This window comes from Paraburkholderia sp. Ac-20347, assembly GCF_017104805.1.
Taxonomy (GTDB): Bacteria; Pseudomonadota; Gammaproteobacteria; order Burkholderiales; family Burkholderiaceae; genus Paraburkholderia; species Paraburkholderia tropica.
This window is the reverse complement of record NZ_JAAGPN010000004.1, coordinates 38,619-63,720: the sequence shown is the minus strand read 5'-3', so window position 1 is coordinate 63,720 and position 25,102 is coordinate 38,619. Positions and strand designations below refer to the sequence as shown.

General features: G+C 60.6%; 20 protein-coding genes. 8 read left to right on the top strand and 12 right to left on the bottom strand.

Annotated elements, in window-relative coordinates; genetic code table 11:
* Nucleotides 1-135 precede the first annotated feature (135 nt).
* From G3N97_RS01795 to G3N97_RS01770, 6 genes are all read left to right on the top strand, one after another.
* Nucleotides 136-507, top strand: a complete 372-nt coding sequence (locus G3N97_RS01795; RefSeq protein ID WP_205991620.1) for a VOC family protein — start codon at nt 136-138, stop codon at nt 505-507.
* 595 nt (nt 508-1,102) lie between these two features.
* The gene (locus G3N97_RS01790) at nt 1,103-2,530 is read left to right on the top strand and encodes an ABC transporter substrate-binding protein (RefSeq protein WP_205991619.1); all 1,428 of its coding nucleotides are present in this window, start codon (nt 1,103-1,105) and stop codon (nt 2,528-2,530) included.
* A gap of 50 nt (nt 2,531-2,580) precedes the next feature.
* Nucleotides 2,581-3,444, top strand: coding sequence for an ABC transporter permease (locus G3N97_RS01785; RefSeq protein WP_205991618.1), 864 nt, complete (start codon nt 2,581-2,583; stop codon nt 3,442-3,444).
* Nucleotides 3,445-3,458: 14 nt separating this feature from the next.
* On the top strand, nt 3,459-4,262 hold the full coding sequence (locus G3N97_RS01780; RefSeq protein ID WP_346778002.1) for an ABC transporter ATP-binding protein: 804 nt from the start codon (nt 3,459-3,461) through the stop codon (nt 4,260-4,262).
* Between the two features lie 86 nt (nt 4,263-4,348).
* Entirely contained in the window at nt 4,349-4,897 is a 549-nt protein-coding gene (locus tag G3N97_RS01775; protein ID WP_241030308.1) for an NADPH-dependent FMN reductase, read from the top strand.
* 108 nt (nt 4,898-5,005) lie between these two features.
* The gene (locus G3N97_RS01770; protein ID WP_346778001.1) at nt 5,006-6,154 is read left to right on the top strand and encodes a proline dehydrogenase family protein; all 1,149 of its coding nucleotides are present in this window, start codon (nt 5,006-5,008) and stop codon (nt 6,152-6,154) included.
* A 127-nt stretch (nt 6,155-6,281) separates the two neighbouring features.
* Here the strand turns inward: G3N97_RS01770 and G3N97_RS01765 are convergent, their stop codons facing one another.
* Entirely contained in the window at nt 6,282-8,684 is a 2,403-nt protein-coding gene (locus G3N97_RS01765; protein ID WP_205991615.1) for a TonB-dependent siderophore receptor, read from the bottom strand.
* Between the two features lie 535 nt (nt 8,685-9,219).
* On the opposite strand from G3N97_RS01765, the gene G3N97_RS01760 reads away from it, so the two are divergent.
* Nucleotides 9,220-11,403 carry a TonB-dependent siderophore receptor gene (locus tag G3N97_RS01760; RefSeq protein WP_346778000.1) on the top strand — a complete coding sequence of 728 codons (2,184 nt, stop codon included), beginning with the start codon at nt 9,220-9,222 and terminating at the stop codon, nt 11,401-11,403.
* Between the two features lie 88 nt (nt 11,404-11,491).
* Here G3N97_RS01760 and G3N97_RS01755 read toward each other — a convergent pair whose 3' ends face one another.
* The 8 genes from G3N97_RS01755 to G3N97_RS01720 all read right to left on the bottom strand — a co-directional run bounded on the left by G3N97_RS01755 (nt 11,492) and on the right by G3N97_RS01720 (nt 21,277).
* Nucleotides 11,492-13,036: a methyl-accepting chemotaxis protein gene (locus tag G3N97_RS01755; protein WP_205991613.1), complete on the bottom strand. Its 1,545-nt coding sequence runs from the start codon at nt 13,034-13,036 to the stop codon at nt 11,492-11,494.
* Between the two features lie 371 nt (nt 13,037-13,407).
* Nucleotides 13,408-14,436 carry an aldo/keto reductase gene (locus G3N97_RS01750; RefSeq protein ID WP_241030307.1) on the bottom strand — a complete coding sequence of 343 codons (1,029 nt, stop codon included), beginning with the start codon at nt 14,434-14,436 and terminating at the stop codon, nt 13,408-13,410.
* Nucleotides 14,437-14,477: 41 nt separating this feature from the next.
* The gene (locus G3N97_RS01745; protein WP_205991612.1) at nt 14,478-15,473 is read right to left on the bottom strand and encodes an ABC transporter permease; all 996 of its coding nucleotides are present in this window, start codon (nt 15,471-15,473) and stop codon (nt 14,478-14,480) included.
* Nucleotides 15,474-15,500: 27 nt separating this feature from the next.
* Entirely contained in the window at nt 15,501-17,039 is a 1,539-nt protein-coding gene (locus tag G3N97_RS01740) for a sugar ABC transporter ATP-binding protein (protein WP_205991611.1), read from the bottom strand.
* 9 nt (nt 17,040-17,048) lie between these two features.
* Entirely contained in the window at nt 17,049-18,080 is a 1,032-nt protein-coding gene (locus G3N97_RS01735) for an ABC transporter permease (protein WP_205991610.1), read from the bottom strand.
* Between the two features lie 90 nt (nt 18,081-18,170).
* Complete coding sequence (locus tag G3N97_RS01730) at nt 18,171-19,223, bottom strand: sugar ABC transporter substrate-binding protein (protein WP_065059826.1); 1,053 nt, start codon at nt 19,221-19,223, stop codon at nt 18,171-18,173.
* A gap of 232 nt (nt 19,224-19,455) precedes the next feature.
* A complete protein-coding gene (locus G3N97_RS01725; protein ID WP_241030306.1) occupies nt 19,456-20,259 on the bottom strand; it encodes an aldo/keto reductase in 804 nt (267 codons plus the stop codon).
* 55 nt (nt 20,260-20,314) lie between these two features.
* On the bottom strand, nt 20,315-21,277 hold the full coding sequence (locus G3N97_RS01720) for a substrate-binding domain-containing protein (RefSeq protein ID WP_205991608.1): 963 nt from the start codon (nt 21,275-21,277) through the stop codon (nt 20,315-20,317).
* Between the two features lie 309 nt (nt 21,278-21,586).
* Here G3N97_RS01720 and G3N97_RS01715 point away from each other — a divergent pair, with 309 nt between their 5' ends.
* The gene (locus G3N97_RS01715; RefSeq protein WP_205991607.1) at nt 21,587-22,378 is read left to right on the top strand and encodes an SDR family oxidoreductase; all 792 of its coding nucleotides are present in this window, start codon (nt 21,587-21,589) and stop codon (nt 22,376-22,378) included.
* A 64-nt stretch (nt 22,379-22,442) separates the two neighbouring features.
* On the opposite strand, the gene G3N97_RS01710 is transcribed toward G3N97_RS01715, so the two are convergent.
* The 3 genes from G3N97_RS01710 to G3N97_RS01700 all read right to left on the bottom strand — a co-directional run bounded on the left by G3N97_RS01710 (nt 22,443) and on the right by G3N97_RS01700 (nt 25,066).
* Complete coding sequence (locus tag G3N97_RS01710) at nt 22,443-23,375, bottom strand: FAD-binding protein (RefSeq protein WP_205991606.1); 933 nt, start codon at nt 23,373-23,375, stop codon at nt 22,443-22,445.
* Nucleotides 23,376-23,389: 14 nt separating this feature from the next.
* Nucleotides 23,390-24,139 carry an electron transfer flavoprotein subunit beta/FixA family protein gene (locus G3N97_RS01705; RefSeq protein WP_205991644.1) on the bottom strand — a complete coding sequence of 250 codons (750 nt, stop codon included), beginning with the start codon at nt 24,137-24,139 and terminating at the stop codon, nt 23,390-23,392.
* 69 nt (nt 24,140-24,208) lie between these two features.
* On the bottom strand, nt 24,209-25,066 hold the full coding sequence (locus G3N97_RS01700; protein WP_080180813.1) for a MurR/RpiR family transcriptional regulator: 858 nt from the start codon (nt 25,064-25,066) through the stop codon (nt 24,209-24,211).
* Between the last annotated feature and the right edge of the window lie 36 nt (nt 25,067-25,102).

Sequence of the window (25,102 nt, the reverse complement as noted above, 5' to 3'; positions counted from 1 at the left end):
GGTCTGCGCCTTAGCCTGATTCGAACACGTCATGATTCGGGGGTGAGCCTCCGCTGGTCTAGCCGCCGCGTGGGCTGAATGCCATGTTGACGGCCGAAGGAAAAACTCGCCGCTGGAAAGTGCAAGGAGATCGCAATGTTGAAACAGGCCATTCCGAACATCTTCGTCAAAGACTTCCAGACGGCACTCGCCTACTACACGGGACCGCTCGGCTTCCGCCCATTGTTCGTCTACGGCGAAACCCCTTTTTATGCTCATGTGGCGCGTGATGAGGCGATTCTAGCAATCCGCCATGTGACCAGACCTGTAATCGATCACTCCGCCGGCGAGGATCTGTTAAGCGCGTTCATTGAGGTCTCCGACGTCAACGCCCTGCACTATTCACTGCAAGCAGCTGGCGCACATATTTGGCAGGGGCCGCGCGACGAACCTTGGGCCATGCGCAGCCTGATCGTCAGCGATCTCGACGGCAACCTGATTTGCTTTGCGTCCGATCTGGCCAGCTAAATAGATAGCGAGACGGCCTGACGTGCAGTTCTTGAAAAATCGTGAAGCGACTATTGCAACTGCAGCGCACACGAATCGGTAAGGACGGCGAGCCGATGTTGGAAGCCAATGAGCCAATGCAGTGACTGCGCTTTCAAGCAACCGGACGACCGGGATGGTCGATTCCCGCCTCCCACGTAGCACTCGCTACCGCCACGAAGCGCCACCGAATGTGCTCACGTTAGCAAACGGCTAAACGACGCAATAATCGTCTAGTGCCGTAGATACTCTCCAGCACACACCAATCTGTGCCCTCCGCGCCTAGCCTTTCCGCATCACCAACACACCCCACCGCCGCCACAACATCGCATTTCACAACCCAACATAATTCACCGATATCACGCGAAATAGATATCTGAATTAGTTAGTTTGTCGCGGATAAAAGTCAAAGTAGTCTGCCTCTCATCTTGTTATGACAAGCGAAACCTGTTGCAGGCGAATCGGCTACCGCGCACCAGCCGCCCGATGATCGTCTCGCCAACACCCACCTGCGTTCCCGACGAGGAGCCAGGAATATTTCCACACGCCACCACCCACACTACTTGCCCGATCAGCCATGAAAACACGCCAACGGCTCCTTTGTCTTCTCGCCGTGCCGCTGCTGCTCTCCGCCGCGGTGACTGCTCACGCCGAGACCATTCGCGTTGCAATCGGCACGCAGGACACCACGATTAACTGCGCGACCGGCGGCCTGCTGATCCGCGAATTGCATCTGCTCGATAAATATCTGCCGCACACCGGCAAATACGCGAACGTGAAATACGACGTCGAATGGAAAGACTTCACCTCCGGCGCGCCGCTCACGAATGAAATGGTGGCGGGCAAACTCGACTTCGGCGCAATGGCGGATTTTCCGGGCTCGCTCAACGGCGCGGCATTCGAAAAAGCCGGCCGTAAAAGCATCTTCATCTCCGTGCTCGAAGGCAGTACGGATGGCAGCGGCAACGGCATCGTCGTGCCCGTCAATTCACCGGTGCACTCGCTCGCCGACCTGAAAGGCAAGACGATTTCCGTGCCCTTCGCTTCGACCGCGCACGGCATGCTCCTTCGCGCAATCAAGGCGCAAGGCTGGAATCCGGATACCGACGTGAACATCATCACGCAAGCGCCAGAAGTGGCCGGCAGCGCGCTGAAGGCCGGCAAGATCGACGCACATGCCGACTTCGTGCCGTTCGCCGACCTGTTCCCGTATCGCGGCATCGCGCGCAAGATCTACGACGGCGCACAAAGCCATACACCGACTTTTCACGGCGCGCTCGTCGACGCCGCTTACGCGCAGAAGTACCCCGAGGTCGTCGTCGCGTATCTGCGCGCCGCCATTGAGGCAAATCGCCTGATCGCAGAAGACCCCGAGAAATACAGCCTGTTGATCGAAAAAACGACAGGCATCGATGCGCCGGTCGACTATCTCTATCACGGTCCGCTCGGTCTGCAGACTCGCGATCTCACATGGAAACCCGAATACCGTCAGGCCGTGGTTACGGCGATCGACACGCTGAAGTTGCTCAAGAAAACGGATGTCAATCTCGACGCCAATACGTTTATCGACGACCGCTACATTCGTCAGGCGTTCAAGGAGTCGGGACTCGACTATGACGCCGCGTTGAAGAACTACGCGCGTCAGCCGCTCGTCGCAAACGACGCGATTACCAGCAAACCCATTCGCGACTTCCACGCGGTCGCACAAATCTGGCTCGGCAATGAAGCGCACGTGCGCAATTACGCCAGCGCCGCAGAAGCGTTTACCGCGCTTGCCAAGCTCGAACAATCCGGCAGCAAGCCGCGCGCGGTCTACGTGCAGGATCACGACAGCGGACAGAAGCTCTTTGCGTCCGATGCCTGGTATGTGCGCGATGCGCGCGGCGGCGTCACCGCCTTTCTGCAGAAGTCGGGCGCGGATACCTACGCGCAACAGACGTCGGGCGCGGTCGTCGATTACACCGCGGCCGTTTCCGGCGCGCAGCAGGCCATTGCGTCTCGCTGACCGCGTCGGTTTCCGTCCCCGTCGAACATTTTCATTTACGAGGAATCCGCATGTCCGCCATGCTCGACCTCACGGGCCGACGCGGCCCGGTCGCTCCAGACTCCACGCTGAGTGGCGCCACTACGCTGCGCGGCGCACCGACACGCCGCTATACGCGACGTGTAGGCGCGATCCTGCTATTCGTCGCGCTCTGGCAAGCGGCCGTACACGTTCATCTCTCACTGGGCTTCATCACCTTCGCGAACGTGCCCTCGCCCGCCGACGCCATTCCCGCGCTGTGGACCTTGCTCCATTCACCGAAACTGCCCATGCATCTGGCCGCGAGCCTCACGCGCGTGCTGGCCGGTTTCTGCGCGGCGTCCGTGGTGGGTGTCGTGCTCGGTCTTGCGATTGGCCGGTATGCGCTGCTTGAAGATCTCCTGCTGCCGCCGCTCGAAACGCTGCGTCCCATTCCTGCCGTCGCGTGGATTCCACTCGCCATTCTGATGTTTCCGTCTTCGGAAATCAGCATGATGTTCGTGACGTTCATCGGCGCACTGTTTCCGATTCTGCTAAACACCATTCACGGCGTGGAAGCCGTCGATCAGCGCCTCATCGCGACGGCACGCGGTCTGGGTACGAACTCGCTGTCGCTCTATACCGAAGTCATTTTGCCGGGCGCGGCGCCGTCGATTTTCACGGGTCTTTCTATCGGCATGGGCACGGCCTGGTTCTGTCTCGTGACTGCGGAGATGATTGCCGGTCAGTATGGAATTGGTTATTACACCTGGGAATCCTATACATTGCAGAATTACGCCGATATCGTAGTTGGTATGGCGCTGATCGGCGTGCTCGGCATGGGCAGCAGTATGCTCATCAAACGCGTGGGTACAGCGTTGACGCCGTGGTATCGACGCAATGGAGCACGCCGGTGAGCACCGTATCCGTCATTCAACCGGAAGCGCTCGTCAGCGCGCCGGCGGCCCACGCAGCCGGACGTATCGACGTGCGTTCATTAACCGTCGAAGTCGGACCGCCGCATGCGCGTATTGCCGCGCTCGATTCACTCGATGTCGACATCGCCCCGGGCGAATTCGTTTGCATACTCGGCCCTTCCGGTTGCGGAAAATCCACGCTGCTCGGTGCGATTGCGGGGCACATTGCGGCCACGCGCGGTGAAGTCGCCGTCGATCATCTCGCGGTCGATCGTCCGCATCCGGATCGCGGTCTCGTGTTCCAGCAGCACACGCTGTTTCCATGGAAGCGCGTGATCGACAACGTGGCGTTCGGACTCAAGATGAAAGGCATCGGCGCGCGCGAGCGACGGCGCGAGGCCGCCGAACTACTTGCACTAGTCGGCCTTTCCGGTTTTGAGTCACACTATCCCGCGCAGTTGTCGGGCGGCATGCAACAGCGCGTGGAAATTGCGCGCGTGCTGATCAACCGCCCGCGCATTCTGCTGATGGACGAACCGTTCGGCGCGCTCGATGCGCAAACGCGTCGCATGATGCAAACGCTGCTACTCGAAATCTGGGCGAAGATTCGCACGACCGTCGTGTTCGTGACGCACGATATCGACGAAGCACTGTTTCTCGGCGACCGCATCCTGATGCTGTCTCAACGTCCCGCGCGCCTCGTCGCCGATATCGCCGTTCCGCTCTCGCGGCCCCGTAACGACGAGAGCACGACCGAAGCGGGCTTTGTCGATACCAAACGCCGTTTGCTGGCTTTGTTGCGTGAGGCAACAAACTAGACGGAATGCGCGTTCGGATGGTGGACTGCCGACTTTCCGTTAAGATTTCCGCAACGGGACGATATGTGTCCAGACAGGAAATCGACATGAAATTGTTGGCCATCTCGGGTAGCGCGCGCCGCGAGTCCACGAATACCGCGCTGCTTGTGGCAATGCAGGACCATTTACCGGCAGGCGTGACGTTATCGGTCTTCGCATCGCTCGACGCGCTACCCGTTTTTTCTCCCGACTCGGAGCGCACGGAATTGCCGGCGCCGGTAGCCCGATTCATTGAGCTCGTAGCGAACGCCGACGCAATCATTATTTCAAGCCCCGAATACGTCAGAGCGATTCCCGGCGGACTCAAGAATGCAATCGACTGGATGGTTTCCCGATTCGAAGTGATCGGGAAACCGATCGCGCTCGCTCATGCGTCTCACCGCGGCGATGACATGCTGGCCTCGCTGCGGCTCGTTCTCTCTACGGTGAGCGATGGTTTTATCGACTCGACTTTTCTGCGCATTCCGCTGGTTGGCAAGTCAACGTCGGAAATCTCGACCGTGCTGCGCTTGCCCGAAAACGAAACAGCAATCGCCGCGTTTCTCGCCGATGTCGTTGCGTTTGTTCGTTCGAGACAGGCTGCGGAGGCAGTGTGAAACGGGATTTCAATTCATAGAGCAAGCGGCAGCGATTCACACATCGGTCCATAAAAACCACCTGTTCGTGCTACGATTCGCGCTGCTCAAAGAAGTAACCAAGCTGGCGTGAAAGCAACGCTCAGCAGACTGGAAACACGCACTCCACGCGAAACGCGAAAATGTACGCAGCTGCCTGGCCTCCCGCGAAAGCGCACTGAAAGCCCCTATCGATGCAGTCACTGCATCGGCTTGGGCAATCGCCCCGGACCTGTCGTGAAAGAAAGTCCGGCGATATCGCATGAACCGATCTTCCGGATCGCGATTCATGCGGTTGCGTTTTCACGAGACCACAACATGCGTATTCTCAATACGATGGCGGCGCACGCCGTCCCGCTCGTTCCGCGTTCGCTCATCCGCAAGATTTCCCGCCGCTATATTGCCGGCGAAACGCTCGACGAAGCGCGCACGCGTATTCACGCGCTCCACACGGCGGGTTTTCTCACCACCATCGACGTGCTGGGCGAAACGGCCTCGACGGCCGATGAAGCGGAGTCGATGGCGCGCGACTATCTCCAGCTCATCGAGGCACTCGGCGCAGACAATGCAGCCACCGAGCTATCCATCAAACTCACCGCACTCGGATTGTTGCTCGACGAAGCCGCATGCATGACGCGCGTTTCCCGCATATTGCATGCGGCCGCCTCGAAAGGCATTCGTGCGTGCATCGACATGGAAGACATCCATTGCACGCAGAAGACGCTCGACGCTTTCGCGACGCTCGAAGCGAACGGCTATTCAGTTGGAATCGCCTTGCAGGCGTATTTAAAACGCACGAACGACGACATCGTTGCGCTTCAGGCGCGCAAAAGCCGCATGCGTATTTGCAAAGGCATTTATGCGGAGGCAGCCGCGCATCTCGTCGATGGCGCATCGAGTGATCGTGCCGCAATCAATCCGCATTTCGTTCGGCACATATCGAACGCCATTCAGGCCGGATCGTTCGTCGGCATTGCAACGCACGATACGCATTTGATCGATGCGCTAACCGGCTGGTTGCAACGCGAACAGATCGACCGCTCACGATTCGAGTTTCAGATGTTGCTGGGCGTGTGTGAATCGCAGCGCGACGCGTTGCTCGCGCAGGGATTCAACGTGCGGGTTTATGTGCCCTACGGCCGGGACTGGTACGGCTATAGCACAAGGCGAATCAAGGAGAATCCGCGTATCGCAGGTTATATTCTGGCCGCGATGATGTCGGGCTTGCGAGCGCGCTGAGCGTGACGGAAGCCGTTATCGACAAGGACCGACTAAATCGCCGGTCCCGATTCGATTAACGGCTTCCGCACGACGGACAAAGCGGCGCACGTCAACCAACGTACGCCGCCCGCCAGCAGTTCAGCACTCAATAGCGCCAGGTAAGATTGACGCTGCCATTGAGCGGCGCAGCGTAGGTGCTATAGCTGTATTCCATCGTCGACCAGTATTTCTTGTCGAGCGCGTTATTCAGCGTGCCGGTAATCGTGAAGTGCTTGTTCACGTCGTAACGGGCCATGAAATCCAGCACCGTGTAAGCGCCCTGGCGCGCCATGCCCACACCTTCGTCGACATAGCTCGTGGCGCTCTGCCAACGCACGCTCGTGCCCACCGTCAGCTTGTGATCGAAGTACGGAAGACGATACGTCGTCGACAAATGCGCGGATTTACGCGGCACGAACAACTGCGTCGCCTGGCCGTTGTCGTCGGTGACACGCAGGATCGTTGCGCCCGCGCTGACGTTCCAGTCATTCGTGATTTGCCCGGAAACTTCCGCTTCAATACCTTCGGACGTCGCGTCGCCGCCGGAGTAATAGTATTGCCCCGTGTCCGCGTTGAATCCCGCTTCCGTAGCGATATTCGACTGGTGAATGCGATATACCGTGAACGAGGTATTCAGGCGATTATCGAAGAACGCGCCTTTGATCCCCGCTTCCGCGCTGCGGCCGCGCGCCGGTCCGAGCAGTTGATTGTCGACGTTCAACTGATACTGCGGATTGAAAATCTTGGTGAAGCTGGCGTACGCGGTAATGTTGCGCGTCAGATCGTAAGTCAGGCCAATATACGGCGCCGATCCGGACGACTGCTGGTTATAGCTGGTGCCGGCGGAATCGCCGCTGCTGGCCGCCTGCGTATAGTTGATGCCGAGCAGCAGATGCGCGCGATCGGTCAGGCTCCATCGCGACGATGCATAAAGCGAGCGGCGCACATCCAGATAATGCACGCGCGTCGCGTTTTCGCCCCACGACGTCGGTTCCGGATACGATCCCGCAAGCAGATCGGCGTAGCTGACCGGCACGCCATCGCCCTCGCCTTCGGAAGACGGATTCGTAAATTCCGAGCGCGAGAAGTTCGCGCCGAACGTCAGTTCATGCGTTCGCCCGAACAAATCGAATTTTCCGCTCAGGCTCGAATCGAGCACGATCTGCCGATTCGACGACTCGTAATCCGAGGTATAGGAATTGACGCCCGATCCATCCGATTCGAGCGAACCGTAGGGATAAAAGAATCGCGCGTTGTTATAAATATCGCTCCAGTTAGCCGATGTTTTCCACGTCCATCGCGAGCCGATCTGTTGCTTCAACTCCGCGAACGCGCGCTGTTCCTGCGTATTGAAGAACGCCCATTTCGGCGCCATGCTCGCGTGCACGTCGTAATTGAGCGCGTTTCCCGATGCATCGAGCAGCGGCAAGCCGCCCCAGCTTGCACCGCCCAGGCGGTTGTACTCATAGCTGAAGCCCGCAGTCGCGAGCGTGCTCGGCGTCAGGTTCGCTTCGACCACGCCGTAAATACCATCCTTGCTCGGCTTCAGACGGTCGGTATAGGAATTGCCGTCCTCGTGAAACGCGACGAGGCGGCCCGCCACCGTGCCCGCTTTGTTCAGCGGCCCCGAAATATCGACGTCGACGCGCTTCTTGTCCCACGAGCCATACGAAATGCCCGCCGATGCCTGGAAATCATACGTCGGGCGCTTGCGGATGAAGTTCACCGTCGCGGAAGGATTGCCGGTTTCGGCGTTCAGGCCGTCGGCGCCACGCAGCACTTCGACGCGGTCGTAAAACGCCATGTCGATATCGCCGTATTGCGACGTGTAGACGAGCGGAATGCCAATGCCGTCGAATTGCAGATTGGTGATCTGAAAACCGCGCGACGTGAAATCGGTTGCGTACGAATCGTACGGCTCGACGGTCACGCCCGTGATGTGGCGCAGCGCATCGTTCACGCTATTGATCTGGAAATCGTTCATTTCCTGACGCGTGAGCACGGACACCGATTGCGGCGTTTCCTTGGGCGATAACGCGATCTTGCTGCCCGCCGTCGTCGTCTTGATCGTGTACGAGTGCGTCTGCTCGGTCGGCCGCTGTTCGTCGGGGCCCGCAGAGACTACGACCGCCGGCAGCGTGTTGTCCGTTTCGCTGACCGGCGCGGCGGGTGCGGGGGCGACCGTCACCGTGCCGTCGCGAACGTCGGCGGACAGACCGCTGCCCTTGAGCACGCTACCGAGCGCCTGGTTCGCCGTCATGCGCCCCTTGACGGCGGGCGAGGTCTTGCCCGCCACCAGCGAGGATTTGACCAGCAACTGGACGTTGGCCTGACGTGCCACTTCCTTGAGCGCGTCGCCCAGCGGCTGAGCCGGAATCGAGAAGTCGGCGAGCGCCTCGGGCGCCGCGGTGGTGGGGGTTTGAGCGCGCGCGGCGGGTGCCTCGAGCACAGCTACGGCCAGGATGACTGCGGCCGCCAGCGTGGCGAGCGGAAAACGGGGGCACATCATGAAAGACATCTCCGACGGGTAACGAAATAAGAACCATTACCGAAGAAGACGCACGACTCCGCCAAACCCTGACATCGATTCTGAAAATTTTTTAACGTTAGGCGATGTTGCCCGGTGACGTGCTCGATTTCCCGCCCGACGCCCGTCCGGCGGGCCGGACAGCCAATCGGGGGAGAAATCTTACAGCAATAAAGAGATTGGAAATCACGGATGTTTACAAGACACTGTCAATAGATTTGAGAAACGTTCTCAAATTAAGGACTTAGCGCTGCACAAAGCTTGCGATTTGACCCGAAAGTGCTTGACACTGCCTTACAAATAATAATAATTCTCAATTCCGTTGAGCTGGCGGGACTGGCCTCCCCGCTGCGTATCTGGCGATCGCAACGTCACGACAACAACGCTCCCAGCCGCTCTCTGCAGCGGTCACGCAAAAAGAATGAGAAGAGGAACGCACGACATGATCAGTAATCCGAATGATTTTGGCTGCCGCATCGATCCGATATTGCCGTCACGCCTTCGACCGCGCCGCTCCGTGCTCGCCGTGCGCACGCTCGTTGCAGGCGCACTCCATTGCGCGCTGTTGCCGCTCGCGTCATTCGCACCGGCTGTGCATGCGCAGGTGCCGGCCGATGCCGATGTCAACGCCGAAGTGAAAGACACGCGGCAGGCATTACCCGCCGTCGAGGTCAAGGCTCAGGCCACGCCCGATGAATTGGCCGCCGCGTATGCGGGCGGCCAGGTCGCTCAGGGCGCGCGCGCCGGCTTGCTCGGCAACAAGCGCGTGATGGACATGCCCTTCAGCGTGACCAGCTACACCGCGAAGCGCGTGCAGGATCAGCAGGCCGCCACGCTCGCCGACGTGCTGAACAAAGACCCGTCGATCCGCTTCACGGGCCAGACGGGCGGCGTGACCGATTCGTTCTTTATCCGCGGCTTTCCGGTCAACGAGGGCAACGTCAGCGAATTCGCCTTCGACGGCGTCTATGGCGTGGTGCCGAACTACCACGTCTTTCCCGAGTACGTCGAACGCGTCGAGGTCATCAAGGGCCCGGCGGCGCTGCTTTACGGCATGTCGCCGAACAGCGGCGTGGGCGGCGTCGTGAACATCGTGCCGAAACGGCCGCTCGCGCAGGATCTGACGCGCGTCGGCGTCGATTACACCTCGGATGCGCAGGTGGGCGGCCACGTCGATTTCAGCCGCCGTTTCGGCAACGAGCGCCAGTTCGGCATTCGCTTCAACGGACTGCACCGCCAGGGCGGCACGCCGCTCGATAACCAGTCCTCGCGCTCGGAAGTCGGCGCGCTGTCGCTGGATTATCAGGGCGAGCGCTTTCGCGCGACGCTCGATTTCATCGAGCAGTATCAGTGGATCGACGCGCCCACGCGTCCGTTCCTGCTCGCCACCGGCATCGCCGTGCCGTCGGCGCCCGATGGCGCGCGCAACGTCACGCAATCGTGGGGATGGTGGAAGTCGCTCGATCAATCGGTCCTGCTGCATTCCGAATACGACGCGAGCCACAACGTGACGCTGTTCGCGGACGCGGGCACCGCGAAAACCGATGTCTCGCGCCTCTCCGACCAGACGCCGACGATCCTGAACGCCGCGGGCGACACGCGCTCCACGCCGCAAAACTGGAAATTCCAGGTCAATCGATGGAGCGCCGACACGGGCGCGCGCGCGCACTTCGACACCGGTCCCGTTTCGCACGCGCTCACGCTGATGGCGAGCTATTACGGCGACCGCATCGCCAACGGCAGCAATTCCGGCTCGGCGATTCTGTCGAATATCTACGCGCCCGTGGCGAGTCCGCAGCAAGACATCGCCGCGCCGTCGCGCGTGGCGAAAGTGTCGTCGTCGCAGCTATATGGCGTCGCGCTCGGCGACACGCTGAGCGTGCTCAACGATCGCGTGCAACTCACGGTGGGCGTGCGGCAACAGCAGATCCAGTCGGACAATTTCAACACCACGACGGGCGCGAAATCGTCGTCGTACGACAAGGGCGCGGTGACGCCGCTGGTCGGCATCCTGTTCAAGCCGATCGAACATGTCTCGCTGTATGCGAACTATGTCGAAGGCTTGAGCCGCGGCGACATCGCGCCGACCACGGCGTCGAACGCCGGACAGGTTTTCGCGCCGTACAAGGCGAAGCAGGAAGAAGTGGGCGTCAAACTCGATTACCACAGCCTGATGGCCACGCTCGCGGCGTTCCGCATCACGAAGCCGAGCGGCCAGCTTTACGGCACCGTCTACACCGTCGACAGCGAGCAGCGCAATCAGGGGCTCGAGCTGACGTTCGCGGGCGAGCCCGTGAAGGGCGTGCGGCTGCTCGGCGGCGTGACGTGGCTCGACGCCGAACTCACGAAGACGAACAGCGCCGCGACGCTCGGCAACCGGCCCGTGGGCGTGCCGCGCTGGCTGGCGAACGCGGGCGCGGAATGGGATCTGCCGTGGGTGCACGGCTTGACGCTGACGGGCGGCGTGAATTTCACCGGTCAGGAGTATTTCGATCAGGCGAACAAGCAGTCCGTGCCTTCGTGGACCACGGTCGATCTCGGCGCGCGCTATAGCGCGTCGATTTTCGGCAAGGCCACGACTTTGCGCGCCGGACTGCTCAACGCGTTCAACCGCCGCTACTGGTCGGGTGTCGCGTCCTATGGAACGATCTCGCTCGGCGCTCCGCGCACGGTGTTCGCATCGGCCACGGTGGACTTCTGATGCGCCGCTGACGCGCGTTCAATGAACTGGCGACGTGCGGTTTCGATTCGACCGCCGCACGTTCGCCGTCATCAACGCAAGCTGCGTCTTACACCGCAAACACCGCCACCGCGCCTTGCAGACGCACCGCCTGCTCGTCGAGCGCATGCGCGGCGGCCGCCGCCTCTTCCACCAGCGCGGCGTTCTGCTGCGTGACCTGGTCCATCTGCGCAATCGCCTGATTGACCTGTTCGAGCCCACGGCTCTGCTCGTTCGAGGCCTGCGCGATCGTCTCGAACACGTCCTTCGCGGTCGCGATATCGGCGCGCAAACGCGTCATCGTTGCGCCGACGTCGTGCGCGCGCGTCACGCTGCCCGAGATCGACATCGTCGATTGCTCGATCAATTCCTTGATCTCTCTCGCCGCCGTCGACGAACGCTGCGCGAGCGAGCGCACTTCCGACGCGACCACCGCGAAGCCGCGCCCTTCCGTGCCCGCGCGCGCCGCTTCGACCGCCGCGTTGAGCGCGAGAATGTTGGTCTGGAACGCGATGCCTTCGATAATCGCCGTGATCGTCGCGATCTTTTCCGCGCTGCCCGACGCCTCGTTCATCGTCTCGATCAGATCGCTCGACAGCGTATTGCCCGCATTCACCGCGTCCATCGCGCGCACGATGACATCGCACGCGTGACGCGCATTGTCGGCGTTCTGACGCACGGCTTCGGTCAGTTCATGCGTGGTCGCCGATGTTTGTTCGAGCGCCGCCGCCTGCTGCTCGGTGCGCGACGACAAGTCCGTGTTGCCCGCCGCGATCTGCGCGGCGCCAACCTTCACGGCTTCCACGCCCTGCGTGACCGAACCGACGATGGTCTGCAACGACGTCTGCATCGCATCCATCGCCGCGAGCAGGCGGCCGGTCTCGTCGGTGCGATTGCGTTCGATGCGGCTGTCGAGACGTCCGGCGGCAATCGCCTGCGCGGTGTCGACGGCGCGCGACAGCGGATCGCGGATCGCCGTGACGAGCCAGCGCCCTGCCAGCCCCGCGCACAACACCGCGAACGCGGCGGCCAGCGCCACGCTCAGATAGATCGTGTGGCGCAGCGACGCGAGTTCCGCGGTGCGCGCCTCGATGCGCTGACTCTCGGCCTTGTCGAGCGCATCGACGGCGGCAATCATGTCGCCCGTGCCCAGATAGCTGCCGAAGCTCTCGGTCAGCGCGCTCAGTTGCGCGAGCGTGGCGCTGCCCTCGTTCACGTGCGTGCGCATCGCGAGCATCGGATCGACGACCTTCGCTTCCCACGCGTCGTACTGCGCGACGGCGGTATCGATGAGCTGATTGCGCTCCGTATCGGCGGGATCGAGCGCCTTGATCGCGGCCATGCGCGTGCGGAAATCGCCGATGTGATCGACCTTCCACTTCATGTGGCCAGGCTGACCGTCGAGGTTATAGGCGAGCAGCGCCCAGATGATGTTCAGATAATCGGCGCTCGCGTCTTTCACGAGGCGCTGCGCCTGCACGGAGACGGCGTTTTGCTGCTGCTTCTGGTCGATGGCGTCCAGGCCGTACCAGCACACGGCCGAGCTGACGAGGAAAAACGCAATGACGACGCAGAACGCCGAGGTCAACTTCTTGCCGATCGAAAGGTTCTGCATCTTCTTGTTCAGGTGGGGAATCGAAATCCGGCCGCGAGCGTCGGCTCATCGGCACGGTCAAAAATCGTAATACGGTATACCAACCATAATTCGCCGACAAGCGGTTTTAAGAACCTGTTGCGGTGGTGTTAAAGAGGCGGCTGCGGTTGTTTAATCGGCGAGGCGGGGAAATGGGGGATGGAAGGAAACGCGGGAGAAACGATCGTTCGCCCGATTGGACGCATTCGCGTGCGTACTTTCAGAGCATGCGCACCGACGATTGCGCCGATCGACGCATTCAGATTTAAAACAGCGCCGTGCCCATTGCGGTGCAAAACGGCGCTGAAGACAAAATCATCAACTGTGGAATCAAGACGCGCGTCACGCCACGATTACGTGCTCGCGGGCACCGGCGCTTTCGCCTCCATCAGCCCTTCTTCCTTGAGATCGGCCCACAACGCGACGGGAATCGGATGCTGCATGAACGCCACGTTTTCTTCGAGTTCGGCCACGCTGCGCGCGCCGGGAATCACGCTCGACACGAGCGGATGACCGAGCGGGAATTGCAGCGCCGCGGCGGCCAGCGGCACGCCATGACGCTGGCACACCTGCTGGAGCCGGCGCACGCGATCAATCACGAACGGCGGCGCGGGCCGCGTATTGAACGTGGCGCTCTGCACCGGCCCCGACGCGAGAATGCCCGAGTTATACGGTCCGCCAATGATGAGCTTCGTATTGCGCTGCTCGCACAGCGGCAACAGCGTGCGCAACGGCTCCTGCTCGAGCAGCGTATAGCGCCCGGCGAGCAGGAAATAATCGAATTGCCCCGCCACCACGAAATCCGAAAGCATCTGCCATTGATTGATGCCGACGCCCACGGCGCCAATCACACCTTGCGAGCGCAATTCGTCGAGCACGACATACGCGCCGTCCATGGCCTCGCGAAAATGACTGCGCGCATAGGGATCTTCACCGGGTCCGAATACGATCGATTCGTCGGGATCGTGAATTGCAATCATATCGATGCGATCCACACCCAAGCGCTTCAAACTCTGCTCGATCGAGCGCAGCACCGCGTCGCGCGAATAATCGAATTCCGGCCTGAATGCCGGTGCGTCCGCCCATAAAGCGGGCGACTTCTCGCGCTCGGAAATCGGCACGAGGCTATAACCGACTTTCGACGAAATCACGATCTCGTTGCGAGGCAGTGTTTTGATGGCTTCGCCCAGACGCGTTTCGGCGAGGCCGTAACCGTAGACCGGCGCGGTGTCGAAATAACGCATGCCGCGCGCGAAAGCGGCATGAACGGTCGCGGTCGCCACTTCGGGATCGGTCGCGCGATACATATTGCCCAGCCCGGTGCCGCCGAGGCCCATCGTAGTCACAGCCAGCCCGTTGGCCGACACGGCTCTCGTTGCCATTGCGTTCATAGTGGAGTGTCTCGTTCAAGGAAAGGCAAACGTCATTTGATGATCGGCGTTTTCTTGCGGTCGAACGTGACCGCCACGCCGAAAATAATCATGGCGCCGTAAATCGCCTGCTGAAAATACTGGTCCACGCCAATCACGTTCATGCCGTTGTCGAGCATGCTCAGAAAGAGCGTGCCGAACAGCACGTTGAGCACGCCGCCCGCGCCGCCCGTGAGCGCCGTGCCGCCCACCACCACGGCCGCGATGGAGTTCAGGACATACGAGGTGCCCACGACCGGATCGCCGCCAAATCGCACCGAGGAAATAATGATGCCGACGAGCGCCGCGCACACACCGGAAATCATGAACGGCACGTTGCGCGTCTGCGCGATATCGGTGCCGGACATCCACGCCATGCGGATATTGCTGCCGACGAAATAGATATTGCGGCCCGTGCGCGTGAAGCGCAGAAACACGGCAACGGCGCAAAAAACCAGCGCGCCGATAATGAACACGTTGCTGATCGAAAACACGTTGCCGTTGACAATATCGAGCATCGAATAATCGCCGGGCGCAGCGCTCACGGGCCGTGGCGACACCAGATAAGCGAGACTCGTGATGATGCCGCCCGTGCCGAGCGTGGCGATGAACGACGGAATTTTCACGCGCGTGAGAATCACGCCGTTGATATAGCCGAGCGCCAGACCGAGTGCGAGACAGCACGGATACGCCCAGTAACCGATGCGATGCACGAGCGTAATAAACACCACCGAAACCAGCGAAATCGTCCCGCCCACCGAGAGATCGATTCCGCCGATCAGAATCACGAACATTTGCCCGAGCGCGGCAATCAGCAGAATGGCGCCGAAATCCAGAATCGTATTGATGTTGTACAGCGAGAGAAACTGGTCATTGCCGATTGCCATGAATGCGCCCACGACCACGATCAGCGCGAGCGTCAGATGGATCGGCTTCAACCGGCTCGTCAAATGCTTGATGCCGGTACGCGAAGCGGCGCGCCGGGCGCCGTCAAAAGAAGGTGCGTCCAATTTTCGGTTCCTTGTCGAGAGCTTCGTTCAGACGATCAGCTTGATCAGATCCTGCGGCGTCGGCTTGGCATGCGCCGACGCCTCCAGTTCGCCGATCAAACGCCGCTCGCGCATGATCAGCAGACGATTGGCCAGCCCGATATCCTCCTCCAGCGTGTCGCACATGATGATCATGGCAATGCCCGCATTCGCGAATTTGCGAATGAGCCGATAAACCTCGTCCTTGGCTTTGATGTCGATACCACGCGTCGGGTGATCGAGAATCAGCAGACGCACATCCGAACTGAGCCATTTCGACAGAATGATTTTCTGCTGATTGCCGCCGCTCAATCCCGAACAGGCCGCATGAATCGAAGGCGTCTTGACGAGGCATTCCGTGACCCATTGCTTTGCGTGTTCGTGCTCTCTGCGCGTGCTGATCATGCCGCCCACCTTGAGCTTGTCGAGCACGAGATAGTTGATGTTGTCGGCCACGCTCATGTTCAGCGCGAGCCCTTCTTCGCGCCGCTCGATGGGCACATGTCCCACGCCATGCAGCACGGCCGATCGCGACGAACCGTTCACGGGCGTCTTGCCTTCGATCGTGAGCGTGCCTGCGTCGTAGCGCTCCAATCCGGCGATGCAGCGGCACAACGCCTCTTTCCCCGAGCCGACGAGTCCGACGAGGCTGACGATCTCGCCTTCGCGCACCTCGAAACTCAGCGGCGCAAACTCCCCCTGCTTCGCGAGTTGATCGACGCGGAACGTCACTTTCCCGCCCGGCGCGCGCTGCTCGCTTTCGCGAAAGCGGTCGCCGGCGAAATCGTGACCGACGAGCAGCTTCTCGACATCGGCGATATCGAGGCCGGACGTGGGCATCTCCGTCACGTTGCGGCCGTCCTTGAGCACGACAATGCGATCGCAGTTCTCCAGCACTTCCTGAAGCCGGTGCGAGATGAGTATCATCGAGGCGCGGCTTTTCAGGCGATTGAGAATGTCGAATAGCGTGTCGCGCTCGCCGTCGTTGAGCACGGTGGTCGGTTCGTCGAGAATCACAATCGGATTCGAGGCGCCATATTGCTCGCAGAGCCAGACCATGCGCGCGATTTCCACCATCTGCCGCGCGGCGGGCGAGATCGATGCAACCGGGAGATCCACGTCGATATCGAGGTTCATCGGTTCCAGCACGCGCCGCGCCTCGGCGGCCATCTCGCGCCGTGACAGCACACCAAAGCGGCGAAAGCGCGCTTCGTGGCACAGAAACAGATTCTCCGTGACCGAGAGATTTGGAATCAACGAGCCTTCCTGAAACACCACGCCAATGCCTTTTCGGATTGCATCCGCAGTGCCTTTCATGACGACCTTTTTGCCGTCGAGCATCACGCGGCCTTCGTCGGGCTGATAAATGCCGGTCATGATCTTCGTGAGCACCGACTTGCCCGCACCGTTTTCGCCGACGAGGCCTAGGATCTCGTTCCTGCGCACAGTCAGCGCAACGTCGTCGAGCGCAATCACGCCGGGAAAACGGCGCGTAATGCCTTCGAGCGCCAGCACCACGCCGGTGTCCTGTTCGATAAGCGTTTCCATAGTGCGGCCTTATTTAATGAAGCCGAGCTTGCGGCGATCAAGCGTGAGCGCCACGGCAACGATCAATACGATGCCGTTGACGGCCGTTTGCGCATACGGATTCACGGCCATCAGCACCATGCCGTTATTGAGCACGGCGAGCACGAGCGTGCCGAGCAGCGCATTCTTCGCACCGCCAAGACCGCCCGTGAGGGACACGCCGCCCACCGCCACCGCCGTGATCACCGGAAACAGCAGATTGAGACCCGTGCGCGCGGTGGCGCTGCCCATCCGGCTCACGAGCAGCAGCGCGCCCAGGCCGTAGAGACACCCGGCGATCGCGAACGCCACCACTTTCATACGCGGCACGTTCACGCCCGCCTGACGCGCGAGCGCTTCGTCGCCGCCGATGGCGTAGAGATAGCGCCCGGTGCGCGTGCGATCCTCGAAAAACTGCACAGCGATCACAATCGCCAACGCCACCAGCACGACATTCGCAACGCCGAGCGGCTTATCGTTAATAAAATTCTGAATACGGTCATCGAGCAGTGTAATCAGCATCGCCTTGTTCACGTAGACGGCCACGCCATAAAGCACCCAACTCACGCCCAATGTCGTAATGAACGAAGGGATTCTGAGTTTCGTGTGCAGCACGCCGGTCAGCATGCCCGCCGCGCCGCCGATGGCGAGACAGATCGGCAGAATCCGGAGCCCGACATCGTGATTGTTGTAGCGATTCTTGCTGAGCACGCCGACGAAAACCGCGCACAACGCGACCGTGCCTTGCAGCGAAAGATCAATCCCGCCGATCACGATGGTCAGATGCAGACCCACGGCGAGAATCGCGGGTATCGCAGCGAGACTCAGCACGACCTGCACGTTGTCCCACGAGAGACTCGCGCCGCGCGTGCCGATGGCGAACACGGCCACGATCAGCGCAAGCGAGAGCAGTTGCGCGCCGACGCCACTGCGACGCAGCCAGCGGCGCGCGCCCTGCATCCACGCGTTGTGTGCGGGCTGGCGCGAGAAATTCGCGTCGCCCATGCTTTCCACAGGTTCCATGAACGGCCGTCCCTCCTGATGGTTCCGACCGCGAGCGCACCGGTTTCGCACGCTCGCGCCGAAGCTTGCTTCGATACCTGCTACGCGGTGTTATTTGATCGGTGCAACCCAGCGCGCGTAGAAGTTTTTCAGGTCGTAATCCGGCATCTTGCTGACCGTGTCCTTCACGACTTTCTCCACGTTCGAACGATCGACTTCGATGCCGGGAATCAGGAACGCGCGGTATTTCGCGGGCGTGGCCTTCACGTCGAGCGCGCCCTGTTTGGCCGCGAGCGCCATCGACAAGCCGAGTTGCGCCTGATAACGCGCGTCGTCGTATTCGGTCGAGGACATCGTGCCGTCCTTGATCGCATCGAACGCGTCGGGCACGCCGTCCGTGCCGCTCACCTTGACCTTGCCTGCGAGGCCCGCCTCCTTGAGCGCGGCCACCGCGCCGAGCGCCATGTTGTCGTTGGCGGACCACACGCCCGCGGTATCGGGATGCGCGGCCAGCAATTGCTTGGTGATTTCGTAAGCCTTATTGGTGTCCCAATCGGCGGCTTCCCACTGCACGAGCTTCACGCCAGGCGTTTCCTTGAGCGCCTTTTGCAGACCCTGGAAGCGCCCAATGGCCGCGTTATTCGACAACATGCCCTGAATCGCGATGATCGAACCTTTGTTCGGCGTCGGCATGTTCTTGAAGAGGGTCTTCGCATTGAAATACCCCTGCCCCACCGCGTCGAAACTGATATGCGCGACCCAGTGCGGATAGTCCTGCACCTTGATGTCGTCCGGCTTGTTCCACCAGCTCACCCAGTAAACGCCCGCGCTTTCCAGCATCTTCGCGATCGGCACCACGTCGGGCGCCTCGTTCGGATCGACGTTGACGACCATATTGCCGCCGGTCTTCGCAATCTCCGCCTTCAGATCGGAAAACTGCTTCTGGCTATTGCCTTCGCTGCTCAGCACATCGACGGGCAAACCCAGCTTCTTGCCGAGCGCCTTCGCGCCCGCCGCATAGTCGGCGTGATACGGATTGTCGAGCCCGCGAATCATGACGACGAGCGTGGTCTTGTCGGATGCCGCCCATACCGGCGACGAAATGCCAACGCCAATGGCCGACGCCACCAGCGACGCGGCAAGCAGACGAGTCGTGCTGTTCAATTGCTGTCTCCTCTCTGGATTGAGAAGCGGGTTCCTCATTCTTCCAGGCCCGCTTCAACTGATACGGATACCTAACATTATGTGTTGCATGAATCGCATGCTTGATTCGACAACCGAACCGTATTCATCCGGTTCGGCCTGCCTCACGCCATGCTTTTTGCGTATCTAAGATGCCAGTTGAAAAGCGAAAATTTTTTGGCGTACAGGGCGATGTCTGCGACTCATACGCAACTCATGCACGATTCCATGGCGCAAACGGCGGATTCGCGTTGCGTGCGCCGCAATCGAGCGCGTCGATGCGTGCGAGTTCGTCATCGCTCAGACGCACATCCAGCGCACGCAGATTCGCACGCTGATGCTCGACGCTGCGCGACGCGGTAATCACCAGCATGCCGCGCGCGAGCAGCCACGCACAGGCGATTTGCGGCGCATCCACGCCATGACGTTCGGCAATCGCGGCGATCACGGGATCGCGCTGCACGCGGCCCTCGCCCAGCGGCATATAGGCCGTCACCTTGATGCCATGCCGATGCGTCGCGTCCACGTCAGCGCGATTCGCGAAGAACGGATTCACCTCGATCTGATTCGTCACGATCGCATCGCCGCCCGGCACCGCGACGGCTTCGTCGAGCAGCGGCCCGGTGAAATTCGACACGCCGTAATAGCGGATCAATCCCGCATCCACGGCTTCGCGCATCGCACCGATCGTCTCGGCCACCGGTACGCCGTCGACCGACGGCCAATGCACCAGCGCCACATCGATCACACCGACACCGAGCCGCTCGCGGCTCGCTTCCAGGCTGTCGAGCACCGCGCGATGGCGCAGGCTGTCGAACCACACCTTGGTCGTCACGCAAATCTCGTCGCGATTCACGCCGCTCTCGCGAATGCCGGCACCCACTGCCGCTTCATTCTCGTAGTGGACCGCGGTGTCGATATGGCGATAGCCCAGTTCGAGCGCGGTGCGCACCGATTGCGTGGTGATGTCCGGGGCGACGCGGAATGTGCCGAGACCCAGCGCGGGAATAACTGACATCAAGCTTGACTCCAGTTCGATGGAAACTGCGTTGCAGTTGAATCGAAGCACCGCTTTAGAACACGGCCTTCGGGTTATAGAACTTGTCGATATTGCCGCGATCGATCACCGCAGGCGGCGTATAGGTGATCTTCGGCAGATCCCGCGCCTGACCATTTGCGGCCTTGAATCCGAGGTCGACAGCGGTGCGCGCGATCAGCGCCGGATCGTTGAGCGCCGTCGCGCCATACTTGCCCTGCTTGATGAGCGCGAGCGCTTCCTTTTGACCGTCGGCAGCCGCCACGAGCGTGATGCCCTGACGATTCGCGCTCTCGATTGCACGACGCGCGCCCAGTACCATACTGTCGTTTTCGCCGAGCACGAGATTGATGTCCTTGTTCGCGACCAGCAGATCTTCCATCGCCTTCAGGCCGCCTTCGTCGGTCCAGTTGCCCCAGCCTTGCCCGACGATCTGCAGATTCGCCTTGCCGAGCTTTTCGAGCTGCGCTTCGACGATGCCTTCGAGCACGCCATCGCGTCGCGCCTTGCCCACCGGATTGCCCTTGTCGCCTGACACGAGCGCGATCTTCAGCGGCTTGTCGCCGAACGTATCGACGACCCAGCGACCGACCAGCGCGCCGTTTTGCCGATTCGACGATTGCACGAGCGTGAGGTAATTCGCCTTCGGATCGAGATCGGCGTCCATCACGATCACTTTCACGCCCGCTGCCGTCGCAGCGTTCACGGCGCTCACCAGCCCTTCGGGATCGGCCGGATCGATGATCAGCACTTTCACGCCGCGCGTCACGAGGTCTTCGACATCGGCGATCTGCTTCTGCATGGTGCCCTGCGCGTCGGTGACGATCGGCTCGCCGCCGAGTTCCACCACGCGCGCTTTCGCGGCTTGCATGGCCGCCGAGAAATACGGTGCGTTCAACACCTTCATGGAAATGCCGACCTTGAGCTTGTCGGCAGCAAAAGCATGACCGGCGCACACTGCGCAAACGAGCGCGGCCATCAACACATTTCGTAGTCTCATGACGCACTTTCCTGTTTATTTGTTTTGCTTGGCTGGATTGCGATTCACATCGTCACGACAACACTTCCCGCCTTCCGCACGCATGCTGGCGCGGATTTTCGACGACTGTGCAAGCGCAGAATAACGATAGTATTGCTATCGTTACATAGGTGTATACGTGAAATCACGCGTCATTGAACTCAAACATCATTACAAATGATAATGTTTAATAAGCGCCGCAATAGTGCGCTTTTCTGCACGGTGCGATAGAAAAGCGCGGGCATGCCGAGTCACACCCATCACACTATTCACAGCATTCAGGAGCGAGCGATGGATTTGAAATTGCGTGGAAAAGTCGCGGTCATTACCGGCGCGAGTGTCGGCATTGGTCTTGCGGTCGCGGACCGTTTCGCCGCCGAAGGCACCCATCTCGTGCTGGCCGCGCGTCAGCGCGAACGTCTGGAAACAGCGGCGCAATCGCTCGTCGAGCGGCATGGCATTCAGGCCGTAGCCGTTGCGTGCGATATCGCAACGGTCGAAGGCGTGACGCAACTCGTCGACGCCACCGTCAACGCATTTGGCGGCGCGGACATTCTGTTCAATAACGCGGGCACGGGCAGCAACGAAACGATCATGACCGCGCCCGACGACAAATGGCAAGCGTACTGGGAACTGCACGTGATGGCCGCCGTGCGCCTCGCGCGCGGACTCGTGCCGCTGATGAAGCAACGGGGCGGCGGCGCGATCCTTCATAACGCCTCGATCTGCGCCACGCAGCCTTTGGGCTACGAGCCCATTTACAACGTCACGAAAGCCGCGCTGATGATGTTTTCCAAGACGCTCGCGAACGAAGTGGTCGGCGACAATATTCGCGTCAACACCATCAATCCGGGGCTTGTGCTCACGCCGGACTGGATCAAGACGGCCAAACAACTGAGCAGCGAAACGGGCGGTGACTGGGAAGGCTATCTGCAGCAGGTCGCGAACGAGCACGCACCCATTCAGCGCTTTGCTTCGCCCGAGGAACTGGCCGATTTCGTCGTGTTCCTGTGCTCCGAGCGCGCGAGTTACAGCGTGGGGTCCACGTATTTCGTGGATGGGGGAATGTTGCGAACCTTGTAGGCGCGCGAACGGTGCGGCCCTGCTGTCGAGAAGCAGGGCCGCTAAAGATTGTGCGTGCTGGCGCTCAGGTCAACGCAACGAGTTCCGGCACCACGCTGAACAGATCGCCGACGATGCCGTAATCGGCCACGGTGAAGATCGGCGCTTCTTCATCCTTGTTGATCGCGACGATCACCTTCGAATCTTTCATGCCCGCGAGATGTTGAATCGCGCCTGAAATACCGATGGCGACGTAAAGCTGCGGCGCGACGATCTTGCCGGTTTGACCGACCTGATAGTCGTTCGGCACGTAGCCCGCATCGACGGCTGCGCGCGATGCGCCGAGTGCTGCGTTGAGTTTGTCCGCGAGCGGTTCGAGTACTTTGGTGTAGTTTTCGCCGCTGCCAAGACCACGACCGCCTGACACGATGATCTTCGCGCTAGTCAATTCAGGGCGATCGAGTTTGGTGACTTCGCGATTGACGAATTGCGCTTTGCCGTTATCCGCTGCCGCGTCAATTTTTTCTACCGATGCGTTGCCGCCTTCTGCAGCGACTGCGTCGAATGCCGTGGTGCGAACGGTGATGACCTTGATCGCATCTTGAGATTGCACGGTCGCAATCGCATTGCCAGCGTAAATCGGGCGCTCGAACGTATCGGCACTAACGACAGCAGTGATATCGCTGATCTGCGCGACGTCGAGCTTGGCTGCAATACGCGGCGTAACGTTTTTACCGCTTGCCGTAGCGGGCGCGAGAATATGCGAGTAGTTCTTCGCTAAGGAAAGCACCGTCGCTTCAACGTTTTCCGCGAGACTGTGTTCGAGTTGCGGCGCATCGGCGAGCAGCACCTTGGAAACGCCGACGATGTTCGCCGCCGCTTCCGCAGCCGCTTGCGCGTTATGGCCCGCGATCAGCACATGCACATCGCCGCCGATTTTCTGCGCCGCTGCAATCGTGTTCAACGTTGCGGCTTTAATCGACTGATTGTCGTGTTCTGCAATTACCAGATTCGTCATTTTCGATTCGCTCCTCACAGCACCTTGGCTTCGGTCTTCAGCTTCTCGACCAGCGTTTTCACGTCAGGCACTTTCACGCCTGCACTGCGCTTGGGCGGTTCCGAAACTTTCAGCGTTTTCAAACGCGGCGCGACATCGACTCCGAGGTCGGCAGGCGTCAGAGTTTCGAGCGGCTTTTTCTTCGCCTTCATGATGTTCGGCAGCGTGACGTAGCGCGGCTCGTTCAAACGCAAGTCCGTGGTCACGACAGCGGGCAGCGTCAAGGCCAAGGTTTCCGCGCCGCCATCGACTTCACGCGATACCGTTGCCTTGCCATCCGCGACGGAAATCTTCGAAGCGAAGGTCGCTTGCGGAAGGCCAGCCAAAGCGGCAAGCATCTGACCGGTCTGATTCGAATCGTCGTCGATGGCTTGCTTGCCGAGTATCACCAGCGAAGGCTGCTCTTTATCGACGAGCGCTTTCAAAAGCTTCGCGACAGCCAACGGCTGCAAATCTTCATTCGATTCGATCAACACAGCACGATCCGCACCAATCGCCAAAGCCGTGCGCAACGTCTCCTGCGCTTGCGAAACGCCTGCAGAAACCGCAATCACTTCCGTCGCGATACCCGCTTCCTTCAAGCGCACCGCTTCCTCGACCGCGATTTCATCGAACGGATTCATCGACATCTTGACGTTCGCGATATCCACGCCCGTGCCGTCCGACTTCACACGAACTTTCACGTTGTAATCGACCACGCGTTTCACAGCGACAATAATCTTCATATCGTACGGATAGCTAAGCAATAAGACCGGACGATCGCTCAAAAAAGAGCCATCGCCAACCATGGAAAATCAGATCACGCCGGAGGTCCGCATATCGGCGAGATGGCGCTTCATGTCCTGCACGTCGCGCGCGTGGGCCTCGCCCTTTTTCAGCGCGACGCTGGTGGACAGAATATCCACGATCACCAGCGCCGCCAGCCGCGACGTAGTCGGCGTGTAGACGTCGGTGTTTTCAAGCGTCTCCGCCACCACGGCCACATCGCAATAGCGCGTCAACGGCCCGTGCGAACCGGTGATCACCACCACATGCGCGCCGCGCTCCTTTGCCGTGCGTGCGACTTCGATGAGCGAGCGCGTCGCGCCGGTGTTGGAAATCGCCACCACGGCGTCGCCCGGTTTGAGCATCGAAGCGGCAATGAACTGCTGATGCGAATCCTGATGCGCCACGCACGGCACACCGAACAGCGGAAACTTCTGCTGCGCGTCCAGCGCCACGATGCCCGATGCGCCAAAACCGAAAAATTCGATGCGCGACGCCGCCGCCAGCAGATCGACCGCGCGCCCGATCGCCTCGAAGTCGAGCTTCTTGCGCGCCCAGTCGAGGCTCGTGATCGTGTAATCGAAAATCTTCGTGGCCACGGTTTCGGGCGTATCCGCGCCGGACAGCACTGAATGCGTGGCGGGCGCGCCGAGCGCGAGGCTCTGCACCGCGCGGATCTTGAAGTCCTTGAAGCCGTTGCAGCCGATCGTCGTGCAAAAACGCAGCACCGTCGGCTCGCTCACCTGCGCGAGGCGCGCGAGTTCGGACAGGCTCAGCTCCGCGATGGAGTGAACGTTTTCCAGAATGTAATCGGCGACCTGCCGGCTGCCGCGCCGCAAATTCGGCCGGGCGCGGTCAATCACTTCGAGGATGTTGTAATCGGGCACGCGAGATTTCCTTCTTTGACGTACGGGCGCGGAGCC

What these genes read in the sequence shown, in the direction of transcription:
- G3N97_RS01785 (WP_205991618.1), top strand. Translation starts at nt 2,581, where the DNA reads ATGTCCGCCATGCTCGACCTCACGGGCCGACGCGGCCCGGTCGCTCCA.
- G3N97_RS01790 (WP_205991619.1), top strand. Translation starts at nt 1,103, where the DNA reads ATGAAAACACGCCAACGGCTCCTTTGTCTTCTCGCCGTGCCGCTGCTG.
- G3N97_RS01715 (WP_205991607.1), top strand. Translation starts at nt 21,587, where the DNA reads ATGGATTTGAAATTGCGTGGAAAAGTCGCGGTCATTACCGGCGCGAGT.
- G3N97_RS01735 (WP_205991610.1), bottom strand. Translation starts at nt 18,080, where the DNA reads ATGGAACCTGTGGAAAGCATGGGCGACGCGAATTTCTCGCGCCAGCCC.
- G3N97_RS01755 (WP_205991613.1), bottom strand. Translation starts at nt 13,036, where the DNA reads ATGCAGAACCTTTCGATCGGCAAGAAGTTGACCTCGGCGTTCTGCGTC.
- G3N97_RS01720 (WP_205991608.1), bottom strand. Translation starts at nt 21,277, where the DNA reads ATGAGACTACGAAATGTGTTGATGGCCGCGCTCGTTTGCGCAGTGTGC.
- G3N97_RS01740 (WP_205991611.1), bottom strand. Translation starts at nt 17,039, where the DNA reads ATGGAAACGCTTATCGAACAGGACACCGGCGTGGTGCTGGCGCTCGAA.
- G3N97_RS01710 (WP_205991606.1), bottom strand. Translation starts at nt 23,375, where the DNA reads ATGACGAATCTGGTAATTGCAGAACACGACAATCAGTCGATTAAAGCC.
- G3N97_RS01705 (WP_205991644.1), bottom strand. Translation starts at nt 24,139, where the DNA reads ATGAAGATTATTGTCGCTGTGAAACGCGTGGTCGATTACAACGTGAAA.
- G3N97_RS01795 (WP_205991620.1), top strand. Translation starts at nt 136, where the DNA reads ATGTTGAAACAGGCCATTCCGAACATCTTCGTCAAAGACTTCCAGACG.
- G3N97_RS01765 (WP_205991615.1), bottom strand. Translation starts at nt 8,684, where the DNA reads ATGATGTGCCCCCGTTTTCCGCTCGCCACGCTGGCGGCCGCAGTCATC.
- G3N97_RS01750 (WP_241030307.1), bottom strand. Translation starts at nt 14,436, where the DNA reads ATGGCAACGAGAGCCGTGTCGGCCAACGGGCTGGCTGTGACTACGATG.
- G3N97_RS01775 (WP_241030308.1), top strand. Translation starts at nt 4,349, where the DNA reads ATGAAATTGTTGGCCATCTCGGGTAGCGCGCGCCGCGAGTCCACGAAT.
- G3N97_RS01725 (WP_241030306.1), bottom strand. Translation starts at nt 20,259, where the DNA reads ATGTCAGTTATTCCCGCGCTGGGTCTCGGCACATTCCGCGTCGCCCCG.